The organism is Mycobacterium sp. EPa45 (genome assembly GCF_001021385.1).
Taxonomy (GTDB): domain Bacteria; phylum Actinomycetota; class Actinomycetes; order Mycobacteriales; family Mycobacteriaceae; genus Mycobacterium.
This window is the reverse complement of record NZ_CP011773.1, coordinates 389,351-403,773: the sequence shown is the minus strand read 5'-3', so window position 1 is coordinate 403,773 and position 14,423 is coordinate 389,351. Positions and strand designations below refer to the sequence as shown.

13 protein-coding genes are annotated in these 14,423 nt (G+C 69.0%); 8 read left to right on the top strand and 5 right to left on the bottom strand.

The annotated features are described in order from the left end of the window. The first annotated feature begins 5 nt into the window (after positions 1 to 5). The 3 genes from AB431_RS01930 to AB431_RS01920 are packed head-to-tail and all read left to right on the top strand — an operon-like array spanning position 6 to position 2,699. On the top strand, positions 6 to 1,718 hold the full coding sequence (locus tag AB431_RS01930) for a hypothetical protein (protein WP_082135519.1): 1,713 nt from the start codon (positions 6 to 8) through the stop codon (positions 1,716 to 1,718). After that, complete coding sequence (locus AB431_RS01925) at positions 1,715 to 2,161, top strand: SRPBCC family protein (RefSeq protein WP_047328523.1); 447 nt, start codon at positions 1,715 to 1,717, stop codon at positions 2,159 to 2,161. The genes AB431_RS01930 and AB431_RS01925 overlap by 4 nt, the downstream gene beginning before the upstream one ends. Further along, positions 2,145 to 2,699 (top strand): TetR/AcrR family transcriptional regulator, encoded by a 555-nt coding sequence (locus AB431_RS01920; protein WP_047328522.1) that lies wholly within the window; start codon positions 2,145 to 2,147, stop codon positions 2,697 to 2,699. The genes AB431_RS01925 and AB431_RS01920 overlap by 17 nt, the downstream gene beginning before the upstream one ends. Here AB431_RS01920 and AB431_RS01915 read toward each other — a convergent pair. Further along, positions 2,696 to 3,160, bottom strand: coding sequence for a DUF1003 domain-containing protein (locus AB431_RS01915; protein WP_052960153.1), 465 nt, complete (start codon positions 3,158 to 3,160; stop codon positions 2,696 to 2,698). The genes AB431_RS01920 and AB431_RS01915 overlap by 4 nt on opposite strands. Before the next feature lie 543 nt (positions 3,161 to 3,703). Between AB431_RS01915 and AB431_RS31390 the strand changes: the two genes are divergently transcribed. Next, complete coding sequence (locus tag AB431_RS31390; protein ID WP_369803108.1) at positions 3,704 to 4,741, top strand: hypothetical protein; 1,038 nt, start codon at positions 3,704 to 3,706, stop codon at positions 4,739 to 4,741. On the opposite strand, the gene AB431_RS01905 is transcribed toward AB431_RS31390, so the two are convergent. Beyond that, a complete protein-coding gene (locus AB431_RS01905) occupies positions 4,738 to 5,895 on the bottom strand; it encodes a glycosyltransferase family 4 protein (protein WP_047328521.1) in 1,158 nt (385 codons plus the stop codon). The two genes, AB431_RS31390 and AB431_RS01905, sit on opposite strands and share 4 nt — an antisense overlap. 100 nt (positions 5,896 to 5,995) lie before the next feature. On the opposite strand from AB431_RS01905, the gene AB431_RS01900 reads away from it, so the two are divergent. Both AB431_RS01900 and AB431_RS01895 read left to right on the top strand, forming a co-directional pair. Continuing rightward, complete coding sequence (locus tag AB431_RS01900) at positions 5,996 to 6,775, top strand: class I SAM-dependent methyltransferase (protein WP_047328520.1); 780 nt, start codon at positions 5,996 to 5,998, stop codon at positions 6,773 to 6,775. A 41-nt stretch (positions 6,776 to 6,816) separates the two neighbouring features. Next, positions 6,817 to 8,301, top strand: coding sequence for an aldehyde dehydrogenase (locus tag AB431_RS01895; protein ID WP_047332977.1), 1,485 nt, complete (start codon positions 6,817 to 6,819; stop codon positions 8,299 to 8,301). A 59-nt stretch (positions 8,302 to 8,360) separates the two neighbouring features. On the opposite strand, the gene AB431_RS01890 is transcribed toward AB431_RS01895, so the two are convergent. Together AB431_RS01890 and AB431_RS01885 are read right to left on the bottom strand one after the other, a co-directional pair. Further along, positions 8,361 to 8,819 (bottom strand): MaoC family dehydratase, encoded by a 459-nt coding sequence (locus tag AB431_RS01890; RefSeq protein ID WP_047328519.1) that lies wholly within the window; start codon positions 8,817 to 8,819, stop codon positions 8,361 to 8,363. A gap of 55 nt (positions 8,820 to 8,874) precedes the next feature. Next, positions 8,875 to 10,704, bottom strand: coding sequence for an acyl-CoA dehydrogenase (locus AB431_RS01885; RefSeq protein WP_047328518.1), 1,830 nt, complete (start codon positions 10,702 to 10,704; stop codon positions 8,875 to 8,877). 262 nt (positions 10,705 to 10,966) lie between these two features. On the opposite strand from AB431_RS01885, the gene AB431_RS30950 reads away from it, so the two are divergent. Continuing rightward, the gene (locus AB431_RS30950) at positions 10,967 to 11,104 is read left to right on the top strand and encodes a hypothetical protein (protein ID WP_200902686.1); all 138 of its coding nucleotides are present in this window, start codon (positions 10,967 to 10,969) and stop codon (positions 11,102 to 11,104) included. Next, positions 11,105 to 11,734, top strand: a complete 630-nt coding sequence (locus tag AB431_RS01880) for a TetR/AcrR family transcriptional regulator (protein WP_082135517.1) — start codon at positions 11,105 to 11,107, stop codon at positions 11,732 to 11,734. A gap of 50 nt (positions 11,735 to 11,784) precedes the next feature. Here the strand turns inward: AB431_RS01880 and AB431_RS31455 are convergent, their stop codons facing one another. Continuing rightward, positions 11,785 to 14,352, bottom strand: coding sequence for a PE family protein (locus tag AB431_RS31455; RefSeq protein WP_158423500.1), 2,568 nt, complete (start codon positions 14,350 to 14,352; stop codon positions 11,785 to 11,787). Positions 14,353 to 14,423 lie beyond the last annotated feature (71 nt).

Sequence of the window (14,423 nt, the reverse complement as noted above, 5' to 3'; positions counted from 1 at the left end):
CTGCCGTGACCCAGGCGCGCCCCGCCCGGGAGTGGGTGGTGCCGGGATATGCGCTCCTGTTGGCTCTCGCGATCACCGCTCCGCTGCTGGCGCCGGGGTATCTGCTGCTGCGCGACGCGGTGTCCACGCCCCGCTCGTATTTCTCCGATGCCGCGTTGGGCCTGTCGGAGTCGGCGCCGCGTGCGCTGCCACAGGATTTTCTGATCGCGGCGCTGACGCCACTGGTCGACGGCGGCGTGGTGGTGAAGGCGCTGTTGATCGCCGGGGTCTTTCTGGCCGGCTGGGGCGCCGGGCGGCTCGCCGGTCTGCTGGTGCCCGACGCCGGGACGCCCGGACAGTTGGTGGCGGCGACTCTCGCGGTGTGGAATCCCTACGTCGCGGAGCGGCTGCTGCAGGGCCATTGGAGCTTGCTGGTGGGGTACGGCTGCCTGCCGTGGGTGGCCGCCGCGGTGGTCCGGTTGCGCAGCGGCGGGACCCGGGCACGCTGGGCGGCGTTGGTGTTCTGGATCGCGCTGGCCGGTTTGACGCCAACCGGTCTGTTGCTGGCCGCGGTGGTGGCCCTGGTCTGTGTCATGGTTCCCGGCGACGGGGTGTCGCGGCTGTGGTCTGCAGGCGCGGTGCTGGCGACCGCGGTGCTCGCTGCGTCGCCGTGGCTGGTGGCGTCGGCGTTGGGTGACGGGCTCGGCTCGTCGCCGTCGCCGGGTGTGGTGGCGTTCGCGGCTCGGGCCGAGCCGGGCCTCGGCACCCTCGGCAGCCTGGCGGGGCTGGGCGGGATCTGGAATGCCGAGGCCGTTCCGGCCTCGCGCACAACACTATTCGCGTTGCTGGCGACCGCGGTGCTGCTGGCGGTGGTCGCCATCGGGCTGCCGACGGTGCTGCGCCGCCGGCAGGTGCTGCCGCTGCTGGTGCTGGCCGCGGTCGGCGTGCTGTTACCCGCCGCGGCGGCCACCGGACCCGGGCTGGTTGTGCTTCGGGACGTGGTCGAGGCCGCGCCCGCGGTGGGAATTCTGCGCGACGGGCAGAAGTGGGTTGCGCTGGCGATGCCCGGTTACGCCGTGGCGGCGGCGGCCGCCGTGGTGACGTTGCGCACCCGGGCTCGTCCCGCGATCACCGCGCTGGGGGCCGTGGTGGCCCTGCTCGCAGTGCTGCCCGATCTGGTCTTCGGCGTGTGGGGCACGGTCTCCTCGGTTCGGTATCCGCAGGGCTGGCCGGTGGTCGCCCGGATGATCGACGCCGAGCCGGCCGACGTCGCGGTGCTGCCGGCCGACAGCATGCGGCAGTTCGCGTGGGCCGGTCCGGCGCCGGTACTCGACCCGTTGCCGCGCTGGGTGCGCGCGGACGTGCTGGCCACCGGTGACCTGACGATCTCGGGCACGAGCGTGCCCGGTGAGGGCGGCCACGCCCGGGAGGTGCAGCGGATGCTGCTGGCCGGCGCTCCCGCCGAAGCACTGGCCGGTGCCGGGGTGGGCTGGGTTGTCGTCGAATCGAGTAGTGCCGGATCGATGGGCATTGCGCAACAGAACCTGGCTCAGCTTCCGGTCGCCTACCGCGACGGCGAGCTGACGCTGTACCGCGTCGGGGGTGTGAGTCAGCCTGCGCCACAAGGGAAACGCGCCGCGGTGGTGGCCGCCCACGTGGTCTGGGTGGTGATGTTGACCGGCGCCGGAATTCTCCTTCTGGTCAACCGCCGACCCAAAGATGTACCATCTGGTACATGATCAGTTCCAGCAGTATCGACATCGACGCACCCGCGGATCTGGTCTGGGAGGTGTTCAGCAACGTCGAGCACTGGCCGGACTGGACCGCCTCGGTCACCCGGCTGCGTGGCCTCGACGGTGCGCAGCTGGCCGTCGGGCGCCACTTCGAGATCAAGCAGCCGCGGATGCCACGGCTGGTCTGGACGGTCACCGAGCTCGAGCCGGGGGCGTCGTGGACCTGGGAGCAGCGGTCGCCAGGCGGGTTGACAACGGCCCGACACGACGTGGTGCCGACGGCCGACGGGCGGACCGTGGTGCGCCAGGAACTCGTCCAGCGCGGCATCCTCGGGTCCGTCGTGGGTGTGCTGATGCGGCAGATGACGCAGCGCTACCTGACGATGGAGGCACAGGGATTGAAGGCGTCTAGCGAGGGCCTGCGGAAACTTCGTGGCTCGAACGCCTGACCGCCGGCGCCGCCGGGAGTTGCTCGACGCTCTCGTAGCCGAATGCGCCGAGAACGGCGTCGGCGGCCGCTCGCTCCGGGAACTGGCCGACGCGGTGGGAACCAGTCATCGAATGCTGTTGCACCACTTCGCGTCCCGTGACGATCTGCTGTTGGCCATCGTCGACGACGTCGAGCGCAGGCAGATGGAATTGTTGCGCGAGCTGATCACCGATGGCACGGGATTCGCCGCGATGTGGGATCACCTGCGCAGGCCGGAACTGCGGGCGCTCGAACGACTGTTCTTCGAGTGCTATGCCCGCGGGGCGCAGGGCGAGTCACCGTTCACGACAATGCTGCCCGGCGCGGTCGATCGCTGGCTCACTGAAGTTCAGTCAGCATCCGATGCCACTGCCGACCCGGCTCTCGCGCGGCTCGGGCTGGCTGTCATGCGGGGGTTGCTGCTCGATCTGGCCGGCACCAACGACGACGCGGGCGTCGACGTGGCCGCCCAGCACTTCATCGAGATGCTCAGCCGGATCGAAATTAGCTCGCGCTAGCCGACTTTGGGGGCCAGCGGGCCGATCTGGTCGAGGATCTTTGAGATCAGTTCGTCTTGTTTGCTGAGGTGGTCCTGGATCATCGCCGCTTCCTTCAGCACCGCCTCGGCGTCCTTGTACGTCTCGTCGGCGCGGGTGTCGGACGCCTTGGCCTGGATGTTCTGACCCACGATGATGATCGGCAACAAGACCAACTGAAGGAAGCTGCTGGAGAGCCAGACCACCACGAAGTACGTCCCCTGTTTGATCGCGTCGGGCAGCGCGAATAGGGCGAGCAGCGTGAAAAGGTAAGCGGTCCACATGGTGCCGACCACCACCGTGATCCTCAGTCCAAACTTCGCATTGAAGCGCACCAGCCAGTTGTCGTGGTCGACGCCACGAATGTGTGCCACCTTGACCGGCGTTTTGGCCGCCAGTTCCTCGGCGCGAGGGTGGCGGACGTAGGAGTAGATATTCGACATCCGGGGATCGTCACACGACGAGCCCGGGAATCAGCTGTGAGTTTTTCCCCGCAGCATTGAACCTTGCCGATCGATCACTCGTGAACAGCGTGATGCCGTCAGTTGGATCAACGGAGTTCCTGCCGCGAAAGGCTTCAGATCGTGCCCGCTTATCGAAAGTTGTTGTCCTCTAGTGCGCCTTTGATTGGGATCGGATTCACCAGCGCGGCCATCGCCGGTGGTGCGTTCCTGTTCGCCACCGACGCGCCGTCAGACCCGAGTTACCCGGCGATCACACTGGCGTCATTTTCGGCACCCCTCCCGCTGGCACCGACCCCGGGGGCATCACCCTGTGCACCGGCGACGTCCCCGTGTTCAAGCGGTGCAAAGACTCTCGGCAACGCAATCACAGCCGCAGTGCCGATTTCAGTCCCTCGGCTTATTGGCAACGGCACCGCCGAACATCCCAATGCCGGACTGCTGTTCGGCGATGGCTTCAGCTACGACGGCACCACCTGCACCTCCGGTACCTGCAATGGCGGCAACGCCGGTCTCTTCGGCGGGATGGCGGGCAACGGTTTCCGGGGAGGCAGCGGCGGCAACGCCGGTCTGCTCGGCAACGGGGGTAACGGCGGGAACGGGGCCGACGGAGCGGCCGGGTCCTCCGGCGGAAACGGCGGCAGCGCAGGGATATTCGGCGGAAACGGCGGCAACGGCGGTTTCGGTGGCAATGGCGGAACCGGCGGAAACGGTGGAAACGGCGGAAACGGGGGGCGCGGAGCCATCTTCGCGGTCGGCCCCGGCAGCCGCGGCGGGACTGGCGGAAACGGTGGGAACGGCGGAGCTGGGGCCGGCGGCGGCAACGGCGGGAACGGTGGGAACGGCGCTGTCATGCAGATCGGCCCCGGCGGCGAGGGGGGTAACGGCGGAATCGGCGGGAGCGCCGGTGCTGGTGGCACTGGGGGCAACGGCGGTAACGGTGGGGCTGGTGGCCTGTTCAGCTCGGCCACCGGCGGCGTCGGCGGCAGAGGCGGTAGCGGATCGAACCTGGGAACTCCCGGCACCGGCATAGGGGGCATCGGCGGTGTCGGCGGCCCGGGTGGAGCCATCGCCGGCAACGGCGGACAGGGCGGAGACGGCGGTAACGCCCAGTTGCGAGGCGGTCAGGCCGGTGACGGCGGCCAAGGCGGCATGTTCGGCCGCGGCGGAAACGGCGGAACGGGTGGAGCAGGCGGTGGGGGACTTTCGACCACCGTGAACGGCGGTGACGGCGGACGCGGCGGAAACGGCGGCGACGGCGGCATCGCGGGCGGCAACGGCGGCACCGGTGGTGAGGGCGGCCAGGCCACTGGCAGTGGCAAAGTCGGTGGCCACGGCGGCGACGGCGGGACCGGAGGCACCGGGCTCATCGTTGGCGGTGCGGGCGGAACCGGTGGGAGCGGCGGGATCGGCGGCGCAGGAACCCCGGGCGTCGGAGGGCCAGGCGGGCACGGCGGCAATGCGGGCGGCTCTATTCGCGGTGCTGGCGGGGCAGGCGGCCCCGGCAACCCGGGCGCCGGGCAGGCCGGAGGCGCGGGCGGCCGTGGCGGCAGGCCGCGCTAGAGGACGCCGCTGACCCGGCCGCCGGTGTGGACCGACTCCAGGACCGTGCGCATGGCGGCGGCGCTCAGCTGCCAGGAGAAGTCCCGGCTGCGGGCTCTGGCCTTCGCGCCGAGCTCGTCGCGCAAAACGTGATCTGCCAATAGGTGTTCCAGGCGATCCACCAGGTCGTGATGATCATCGACGAGAACGCCCGTAACCCCGTCGATCACCGAGTCGGTGAGGCCGCCCGAGGACCGGTAGCCGATGGTCGGTACGCCGTGTTGAGCGGCTTCGATGACCGCCAGGCCCCAGCCCTCCTTGCGTGAGGGCAGCACGTGCACCCAGGACCGTTGCACCACAGTGTGTTTCGTGCGATCGTCGACATGGCCGTGGAAGGTGACCGCATCGGAGATGCCGAGCCGCTCGGCCCGCTGCACGAGGCGGTCTTGCCACCACCCGCCGCCGACGACATCGAGGTGCAGCCCGTCGACCCGGGGCCGCAACGCAGCCACCGCATCGAGTGCGTCCTCGATCTGCTTGTGCGGCACCAGCCGTGACAACACGACAACCCGGGGCGCCGACGAGCGTTGCGCCGTAAGGGTGTCCGGCGGCGCCTCATCGAGACCGTTGCGCACCACGGCAATACGCGCGGTGTCGACGCCCAGGTCGGACAGGTCGCGGGCGGACGGCAGCGAGACGGTGACGTATTGGTTGTGCCGGTGCATGCGCGGGGACAGCCAGGATTCGACCAACCAGCCGAGCCTGCCGAAGAAGCGGCCCGCGACCGGCCACTGTTCGCGGTGGCAGTGGTGCACCAGGACGGCGACCCGACGCCCGAACGCGAGCCGGGCCAGGAAGGGCACACCGTTCTGGGTGTCGATGACGACGTCAGGACGCACGGCCCGCAGCGGTCCGAGCCCGAACCGGGCGGCGACCATCGCCAGCCCCGCCCAGATGTACACGCTGTAAGCCCCGCCGCCTCGGCTGATCCGCACACCGTCGACGACCTCGCGGCGGGATGCGCCGCGGTACCGGGCGGTGCGCAGGGTGACGTCAATGCCGGATTCGGCCAGCAGCGAGCCGATGCGCTGGACGTAGGTTTCGCTGCCGCCCCCCTGCGGGTGGCCGGTGTCCCGCCAGCACAGCAGCAGGACGGAGCGGACGGGTGTGGACATCGGGTTCAGCCTAGACCGCCGGCCGAGTTTCACCTTTTGCAGCTCTGCACTCGAACTTTCCCCGCGAAACGTGAAACTGGGCGCTGACTAGGGTAGGCCCGTGGCCGTCACCGACCTGTTCGCCCGGCGCGCGACGCTGGGCCGATCGACGCGGCTGCTCGGTGAATTCCGCTACGAACAATCCGACCCCGCCCGCTTCTACGGCGCACTGGCCGCCGACACCGCGGCCATGGTCACCGACCTCTGGGAAGAAAGCCACGGCGATACCCCCGGTGGGCGCACGCTCGTCGACGTGGGCGGCGGGCCGGGCTATTTCGCCACCGCCTTCACTCAGGCCGGTTGGAACTACGTCGGCGTCGAGCCTGATCCGAGCGAGATGCACGCCGCCGAGCACGTCCGGCAAGCGGGGCCCGGCTCGTTCGTCCGGGCCTCGGGAATGGCGCTGCCGTTCGCCGCCGGTAGTGTCGACGTCTGCCTGTCGTCCAACGTCGCCGAGCACGTGCCGCGCCCGTGGCAACTGGGTGCGGAAATGCTGCGGGTGACCCGGCCCGGCGGGCTGGCGATCCTGTCCTACACCGTCTGGCTCGGGCCGTTCGGCGGCCACGAGATGGGCCTCACCCACTATCTGGGTGGTGCCAGGGCGGCCACCCGCTACACCCGCAAGCACGGCCACCCCCCGAAGAACAACTACGGGTCGTCGCTTTTCGCGGTCTCGGCAGCCGCCGGACTGAACTGGGCTGCCGGCACCGGCGCGCTGATCGCGGCATTCCCTCGTTACCACCCGCGATGGGCGTGGTGGCTGACCGATGTGCCTGGTGTGCGGGAGTTCCTGGTGAGCAATTTGGTGCTGGTGCTGCGGCCACCGCTCCGGCCGAAATGAACAGGTTCTAGTTTCTGTCCTCAGTAGGTAGTGTGACGGTCATGACACAGGGCACTATTTCGGGCACCAAGTTCAAAAGCGAATGGGACAAGCTGTTCATCGGCGGCAAGTGGGTCGAGCCCGCCACGGCCGAGGTCATTGAAGTGCACTCCCCCGCCACCGGCGAGCTGGTCGGCAAGGTGCCGCTGGCCGTCGCAGCCGACGTCGACGCCGCGTGCGCCGCCGCCCGCAAGGCGTTCGACTCCGGCCCGTGGCCGAAGATGTCGCCCACCGAGCGCGCCGAGATCCTGGGCCGCGCCGTCAAAATCCTCGAAGAGCGGGCCGAGGAGTTCAAGTTCCTGCTGGCCGCCGAGACCGGCCAGCCGCCGACGATCGTCGACATGATGCAGTACGGCGCGGCGATGTCGTCGTTCCAGTACTTCGCCGGGGCCGCCGACAAGTTCACCTGGCGCGATTTCCGCGACGGGGTGTACGGCACCACGATGGTGCTGCGCGAGCCGATCGGCGTCGTCGCCGCCGTCACCGCGTGGAACGTGCCGTTCTTCCTGGCCGCCAACAAGCTCGGCCCCGCCCTGCTGGCCGGTTGTACGGTCGTCGTGAAGCCCGCTGCGGAGACGCCGCTGTCGCTGTTTGCGATGGCCGACGTATTCGCCGAGGCCGGGCTGCCCGAAGGCGTGCTGTCGGTGGTGCCGGGTGGACCCGAGACCGGGCGTGCCCTGACCGCCAACCCCGAGATCGACAAGTTCACGTTCACCGGCTCCAGCGCGGTCGGCAAGGAGATCGCCAAGATCGCCGCCGAGAAGCTCAAGCCGTGCACATTGGAGCTGGGCGGCAAGTCGGCCGCCATCATCCTCGAGGACGCCGACCTGGATTCGACGCTGCCGATGCTGGTGTTCTCCGGCTTGATGAACTGCGGCCAGGCCTGCGTCGGCCAGACCCGCATCCTCGCGCCGCGGTCGCGCTATGACGAGGTCGTCGAGAAGTTGTCCGGCGCGGTCGCGGCCATGCCGATCGGTCTGCCCGACGACCCGGGCGCGATGATCGGCCCGCTGATCAGTGAGAAGCAGCGCGAGCGGGTCGAGGGCTACATCAAGAAGGGTGTCGAGGAAGGCGCGCGGGTGGTCACCGGCGGTGCCCGGCCCGAGGGGCTGGACAACGGCTGGTTCGTGCAGCCGACGGTGTTCGCCGACGTCGACAACTCGATGACCATCGCCCAGGAGGAGATCTTCGGACCGGTGCTGGCGGTGATCCCCTACGACACCGAAGAGGACGCCGTCCGCATCGCCAACGACTCCGTCTACGGCCTGGCCGGCTCGGTGTACACCACCGACAACGACAAGGCGATGAAGATCGCCGCCCAGATCCGAACCGGCACATACGCGGTCAACATGTACGCGTTCGATCCAGGTGCGCCGTTCGGCGGCTACAAGAACTCCGGCATCGGCCGCGAGAACGGCCCCGAGGGTATCGAGCAGTACACCCAGGCCAAGAGCGTGCTGCTGCCGTTCGGCTACACCCCCGAGTAATCACGCACGCGAGAAAGCCCCCGCACGCACTGCGTGTCGGGGGCTTTCTCGTGTCGGCGTCAGAAGATCGCGCGGACGATCATCTCGGCCACCGCCGCCGGCTTGTCGACACCGTCGATCTCGATGGTGTGTTTCACGGTGAGGTTGACGGTGTTGTCGTCGACCTTGTCCGCGCCGACGAGCTCGGAGCGGACCCGGACGCTGCTGTCCACCGGCACCGGCGCGACGAACCGGACCTTGTTGAGCCCGTAGTTGATCGCCATCTTGGCATTCTCGACGCGGAAGTTGTCCTTGGACAGCGCGGGAATCAACGACAGGGTGAGGAAACCGTGCGCAATCGGTGCGCCGTAAGGGCTTTCGGCCTTCGCCTTTTCGACGTCGACGTGAATCCACTGATGGTCCCCGGTGGCGTCGGCGAAGTCGTTGATGCGTTTCTGGTCGATATGTAGCCACTCGCTGACGCCAAGCTCCTCGCCGACCGCGGACGCCGCGTCGTCGATGGACGTGATCACCTTCATGGGAACCCTCCCTCGTTCAGTCCCTACCGGTTGCTCCCGCCATCTTGACCGACGCTCAGAACGCCTCCTCGGGCAGGTCCATGATCGCCAAGTCGATCGACTCCGCGATCTGCCGCTCGGCGGCCAGCCGCGGCAGGATGTTGGCGGCGAAGAAGTTGGCCACCCCTACCTTGCCCTGATAGAAGGCCTGTTCACGCGGATCGGGATCGCCGTCGAGTGCCTGCAGCGCAATCTCCGCCTGGCGCAACAGGAACCAGCCGATCAGCAGATCGCCGACGCCGAGCAGGAAGCCCACTGATTCCAGTCCGACCCGATAGAGCTCGCGCGCGTCCTCCTGCGCACCCAGCAGGTAGCCGGTCATCACGGTCGCGACGGCGCGGACGTTGTCCAACGCGTCGGTCAGTGACGCGCGGGCGGTGGCCAGCTCCGGCCGCGCGTCCGGACTGTCGATGAACTTCTCGATCTGGGCGACGACGTGCGCCAGTGCCCCGCCCTGGTCCCGGGCGATCTTGCGGAAGAAGAAGTCCTGGGCCTGGATCGCGGTGGTGCCCTCGTAGAGCGAGTCGATCTTGGCGTCGCGGATGTACTGCTCGATCGGATAGTCCTGCAGGAACCCCGACCCGCCGAATGTCTGCAGCGACTCGGTCAGGCACTGGTATGCGCGTTCGGAGCCGACACCCTTGACGATCGGCAGCAGCAGGTCGTTGACGCGTTCGGCCATCGACGGATCGGCGCCCGAAACTACCTGTGCCACTGCGGGATCCTGATGCGCAGCGGTGAAGAGGTAGAGCGCGCGCAGCCCCTCGGCGTAGGCCTTCTGCGTCATCAGGGCACGCCGCACATCGGGGTGGTGGATGATCGTCACCCGCGGAGCCGTCTTGTCCGTCATCTGCGTCATGTCCGCACCTTGCACCCTGGTCTTGGCATACTCCAGCGCGTTGAGATAACCGGTCGACAGGGTGGCGATAGCCTTGGTGCCCACGAACATTCGCGCGTATTCGATCACCCTGAACATCTGGGCGATGCCGTTGTGCACATCGCCCACCAACCAACCGATCGCCGGCTTTCCGTGCAATCCCAGGCTGAGTTCGGTTGTGGCCGAGGCCTTCAGACCCATCTTGTGTTCGAGGTTGGTGACGAAGGCGCCGTTGCGCTCCCCGGGCGCACCGCTCTGCGGGTCGAGCAAGAACTTGGGCACCACAAACAAACTCAGTCCCTTTGTGCCGGGACCGGCGCCTTCCGGGCGAGCCAGCACGAGGTGCAGGATGTTTTCGAAGTAGTCACCGGCGTCGCCGTTGGTGATGAAGCGCTTGACGCCCTCGATGTGCCAGGTGCCGTCGCCGGCGTCGACCGCCTTGGTGCGACCGGCACCGACGTCGGAGCCGGCGTCCGGCTCGGTCAGCACCATGGTGGCGCACCAGTTGCGTTCGGCGGCCAACGTCGCCCAGTGCTTCTGTTGCTCGTTGCCGATGTGGAACAGGATGTTGGCCATGATCGGGCCGGCCATGTACATGAACACGGCGGGATTGGCCCCCAGCACGAGTTCGTCGATCGCCCAGGTGACCATCGCCGGGGCCGGGACGCCGCCCACTTCGTCGGCCAACCCGATGCGGAACCACTCGCCCTGCTGCCAAGCCCGCATCGACGCCTGGAACGGTTCCGGCAACGACACCGCGTGGGTGCCGGGGTCAAAGGTGGGTGGATGCCGGTCGGTTTCGGCGAAAGATTCAGCCACCGGCCCCTCGGCCAGGCGGGACGCCTCGGCCAGCATCTCGCGGATCGAGTCCGCGTCGAGATCGGGATAGTCGTCGAGGGCCTTCTCCAAGTCGAGCAACTCGAAAAGGTTGAACTCGAGGTCGCGAACATTGCTCTTGTAGTGGCTCATCGCGTGCGTCCTCCTCATCGCCGGCTGAGCCCGAGCCTAGCTCGGTTCACCCGCGCTGATCAGGGTGTTCAACCAGGGCTCCGGATTATGGTTCTGACCATAGAGGTGCTGGTGCGCGGAATTGGGCAGTCGGCCCCTGAGGGCCGTTTGCCTGCCGTTAACGTTGGCGTCAGCCTAGGACTTGCGTTGCCGGCGATGCCGTCCTATGGTCGTAAGCATAGTTATGGAGGTAGTCTCCAGATCTGCCTGCAAGGAGAGAATCATGTGGCTGATCGAGCTGAACATCGCCGGCCACCGGTTCACGCGCCAGGTACCCGACAAACGCCAGCAGCTGTTCGGTCGCGGCGTCCGAGCGCTGGCGTGGCGGGGTAATCCCGCCCGGCCCACCCCCGCCGCCTGAATGACCCGGACACCGACAACAGATCGCTCAGGCCGCAGCTCCACCCGCACCAAGATGCTGGTGGCCGCCGCGGAGGTACTGCGCGAACGCGGCGCCGCCGGAGTGACCGTCGACGAGGTGCTGGCCCGCAGCGGCGCACCGCGCGGTTCGGTCTACCACCACTTCCCCGAAGGCCGCCGCCAGATCCTGCGCGAGGCGCTCGAGTACGCCGGGTATGCGATCAGCTCCACCATCGACGAGGCCGCCTGTGAAAACGCCGGCGTATTGCTTCGGCGCTACGTCGAAATGTGGGAAGACGCTTTGATCACAAGCGATTACACCGCCGGTTGTCCGGTGCTGGCCGCCGCGGTCGGCTCCGGTGATGACGAACAACAACTCACCGCGGTTGCCGGCGAGATCTTCGGCCGCTGGCGCGAGGCCTCCAGGCAAGCATATCTTCGTGAGGGCTTCGACGAAGCCGACGCCAGTGCGCTGGCGGACACGACCTTGGCCGCAATGGAGGGCGCCGTCGTCCTGTGCCGCTCGGTGCGCAGCCTGCAGCCGCTTCATTCCGTCGCCGCCCAGCTCGAATTCCTGATCAAGGCAAAGGAATTCGTGACGAAGTTCGGTGTGCCGACTCTGAACTCCTGAATGACCAACGGGCACAGCCGAAATGGCTGTGCCCGTTGGTTTCCAATCGATCAGGGGTTATCAGTACCGGGCGTACCGACCGTGCCCGGCGTTCCGTCGGCTAGGGCGTTGCCGCCCGGATCGCCGTCGGTGCCCACGCCCAGGACGCCGCTGGTGTTGCCGCCGTTCCCGCCGTGGCCTCCGACGCCACCGATGCCGTTACCTGCGGTGCCGATATTGGAGCCCTTGCCGCCGGCACCGCCGTTGCCGCCCTTGCTGACTCCGTTTGTCGACGTCTGGCCGGCGGACTTCTGATAGATGCTGTTGCCACCGCTACCGCCGTCGCCACCGACCGCCGCGTTCGCGCCGGTGCCGTTGATTCCGCCGTCACCGCCGTTGCCGGCGGTCGACGTGCCGTTGACGATCGCGGTGCCTTGAGGGCCGAAGATGTCGTTGGCCAGCAGCCAGCCGTATCCGCCGGCACCGCCGACGCCGCCGACGGTAGCGCCGCCGCTGCCGCCGATCGCCGTGCCGCCGGTGATGCTGGCGTTCAGTCCGCTGACCAGCGATTCACCACCGTCCCCGCCGGCCTTGCCGTTGACGCTGGACACACCGCCGCTGCCGCCGATGGACGTGATACCAATCGCGCTGCCTGTCGGCCCCGCGGCGACGACCAGTGAGACCCCACCTGAACCGCCGATGCCCCCACCACTGGCGGCACCGCCGTTGCCGCCGCTCGCGCTGCCGCTTACCAGGCCGAAGTCGACGGGAGTGTTGGCCGACGTGCCCGCTTGCAGCTGGGCCGAGCCGCCCACGCCGCCGATGCTGCCTGCGCCGGCGGCGTCACCGCCGTTGCCGCCCTTCGCATTCCCAGCGACGGTGCCGTTGGCGCCGGCCTGAAGTCCCGCGGCACCGCCATCGCCGCCCTGGCCACCACCGGCGCCGCTCTTGCCGCCGGCACCGCCGGTCGCCGTGCCGGTGGCCGAACTGAGGGTGCCGTCCGCGACGATGCTGGCGCCACCGCCCTTGCCGCCCGCGATACCGGCCACGGTAGCCGTCCCGTCACCGCCGCCACCGCCGGCGCCACCGATGGCGGTACCGGCAACAGCGCCACCATTGAGTGCCTCGACGTGAGCGCCGCCACCACCGCCACCGCCGCCGCCACCGAAGCCGGCCGCAGCGGCGGTGCCTGCCGCACCCTTGCCGCCGGCACCGCCCGTGCCACCGGTCGCTCCGGTGCCGGCACTCGCGCCGGCACCGCCGGCACCACCGACGCCGCCCGTGCCGAATGCTGCACCGGCAGTGCCTGTTCCGCCCTTGCCGCCCGCGCCGCCGTTTCCGCCCGCCTGCGTCGAACCGTCGGCCATGACCCCCTTGCCCGCACCCCCGACACCGCCCGCGCCACCGGTACCACCGACACCGCCGCTGCCAGTCGCACCGCCCCGGCCGAAGAAGTACAGGAATGCGCCCGTGCCTGCTGCGCCACCTGTGCCGCCCGAGCCGCCTTCGCCTCCGGCACCGCCGTTACCGGCGGCGCTGACACCGCTCACACCGTCGGCGCCGGCACCGCCCGTGCCGCCGGTGCCACCCTTGCCGCCGGCACCGCTGCCGCCGCCCGAACCGAAGATCAAGCTGCCATTGCCACCGACGCCGCCCTTGCCGCCGGCCTCACCTTTTCCACCGCCGCTGCCGCCGCCACCGGTCTGACCGGTCACTCCGGATCCGCCGGCGCCGCCGAAACCACCGCTGCCGCTGAGCGACAGCTGCCCGACGCTGCCGCCGTCGCCACCGTCGGCACCGGTGCCGGCCGCGCCCGCGCCGCCGTCGCCACCGTTACCGGTGAACATGCCACCGGCGCCGCCCTTGCCGCCCTTGCCACCGTTGACGGTGGAAACGCCCGCACCGCCTGCACCGCCGGAGCCGAACCAGCCGGCGGCGCCGCCGTTCCCGCCGTTGAAGCCGTTCCCGCCGGTACCGAACAGGCCCGCGTTCCCGCCGTTGCACGCAGTAGCGGCGGCGCACGTGTCGGTGGTGTAGCTGTAGCCGTTGCCGAAGAGGATGCCGCCATTGGGGTTGTCGGCGGTGCCGTTCCCGACCCACATCCGAATGAAATCGGTGATCGGGTTGCCGGCGAGGGCAGCCGTCGCAGCCGCTCCCGGCGCCGCCACATTGGCCACCTTCGCAGCAGGCGAGGCCGGCTTGGCGATGACGCTGGGCGACTCGGCCGAGCCCGCCGGCTTGACGGTCGCTGCAGGAGTGTCGTCCGCAGCGGAAGGGGTTGACTGCGAACCACTCGCCGGGGCCGCCGGTTTCGCCGCGGCGCGAGTGCGGGGGGCGCTGCGTGCAACTCCCGGCCCGCGCTTGGAGGGCGCATCGGCCGAGGAGCCCTCATGGCTGGTGTTGCGCGAACTCGAACCGGTGGAGCTTCCCGAGCCGTTGGTGTCTGCCGCGGCTATCGGCATCGCCGCCGTCGCGGCGCCAACGCCCAGGGCAACTGCCAGCACGCCGACCCGCCCCACCCAGCGGGCGTAACCGGGCGAGGGGTCGATGTGGTCGATGCTCTGAAACGAATTGCGCACGGTCATTTTCGGAAGTCCCCCGCCCACGTCATGCGGGATGGCCCGGCCCGCCCGTTTCACGGAAGCTACCGAACCGTCAGTGGATGAGGAGGTATTTCCCGGTTTTCGGCGAGGTGAGCCTTACTTCATCC

What these genes read in the sequence shown, in the direction of transcription:
- AB431_RS01925 (WP_047328523.1), top strand. Translation starts at nt 1,715, where the DNA reads ATGATCAGTTCCAGCAGTATCGACATCGACGCACCCGCGGATCTGGTC.
- AB431_RS01915 (WP_052960153.1), bottom strand. Translation starts at nt 3,160, where the DNA reads ATGTCGAATATCTACTCCTACGTCCGCCACCCTCGCGCCGAGGAACTG.
- AB431_RS31390 (WP_369803108.1), top strand. Translation starts at nt 3,704, where the DNA reads ATGGCGGGCAACGGTTTCCGGGGAGGCAGCGGCGGCAACGCCGGTCTG.
- AB431_RS01905 (WP_047328521.1), bottom strand. Translation starts at nt 5,895, where the DNA reads ATGTCCACACCCGTCCGCTCCGTCCTGCTGCTGTGCTGGCGGGACACC.
- AB431_RS01895 (WP_047332977.1), top strand. Translation starts at nt 6,817, where the DNA reads ATGACACAGGGCACTATTTCGGGCACCAAGTTCAAAAGCGAATGGGAC.
- AB431_RS01890 (WP_047328519.1), bottom strand. Translation starts at nt 8,819, where the DNA reads ATGAAGGTGATCACGTCCATCGACGACGCGGCGTCCGCGGTCGGCGAG.
- AB431_RS01885 (WP_047328518.1), bottom strand. Translation starts at nt 10,704, where the DNA reads ATGAGCCACTACAAGAGCAATGTTCGCGACCTCGAGTTCAACCTTTTC.
- AB431_RS30950 (WP_200902686.1), top strand. Translation starts at nt 10,967, where the DNA reads ATGTGGCTGATCGAGCTGAACATCGCCGGCCACCGGTTCACGCGCCAG.
- AB431_RS01880 (WP_082135517.1), top strand. Translation starts at nt 11,105, where the DNA reads ATGACCCGGACACCGACAACAGATCGCTCAGGCCGCAGCTCCACCCGC.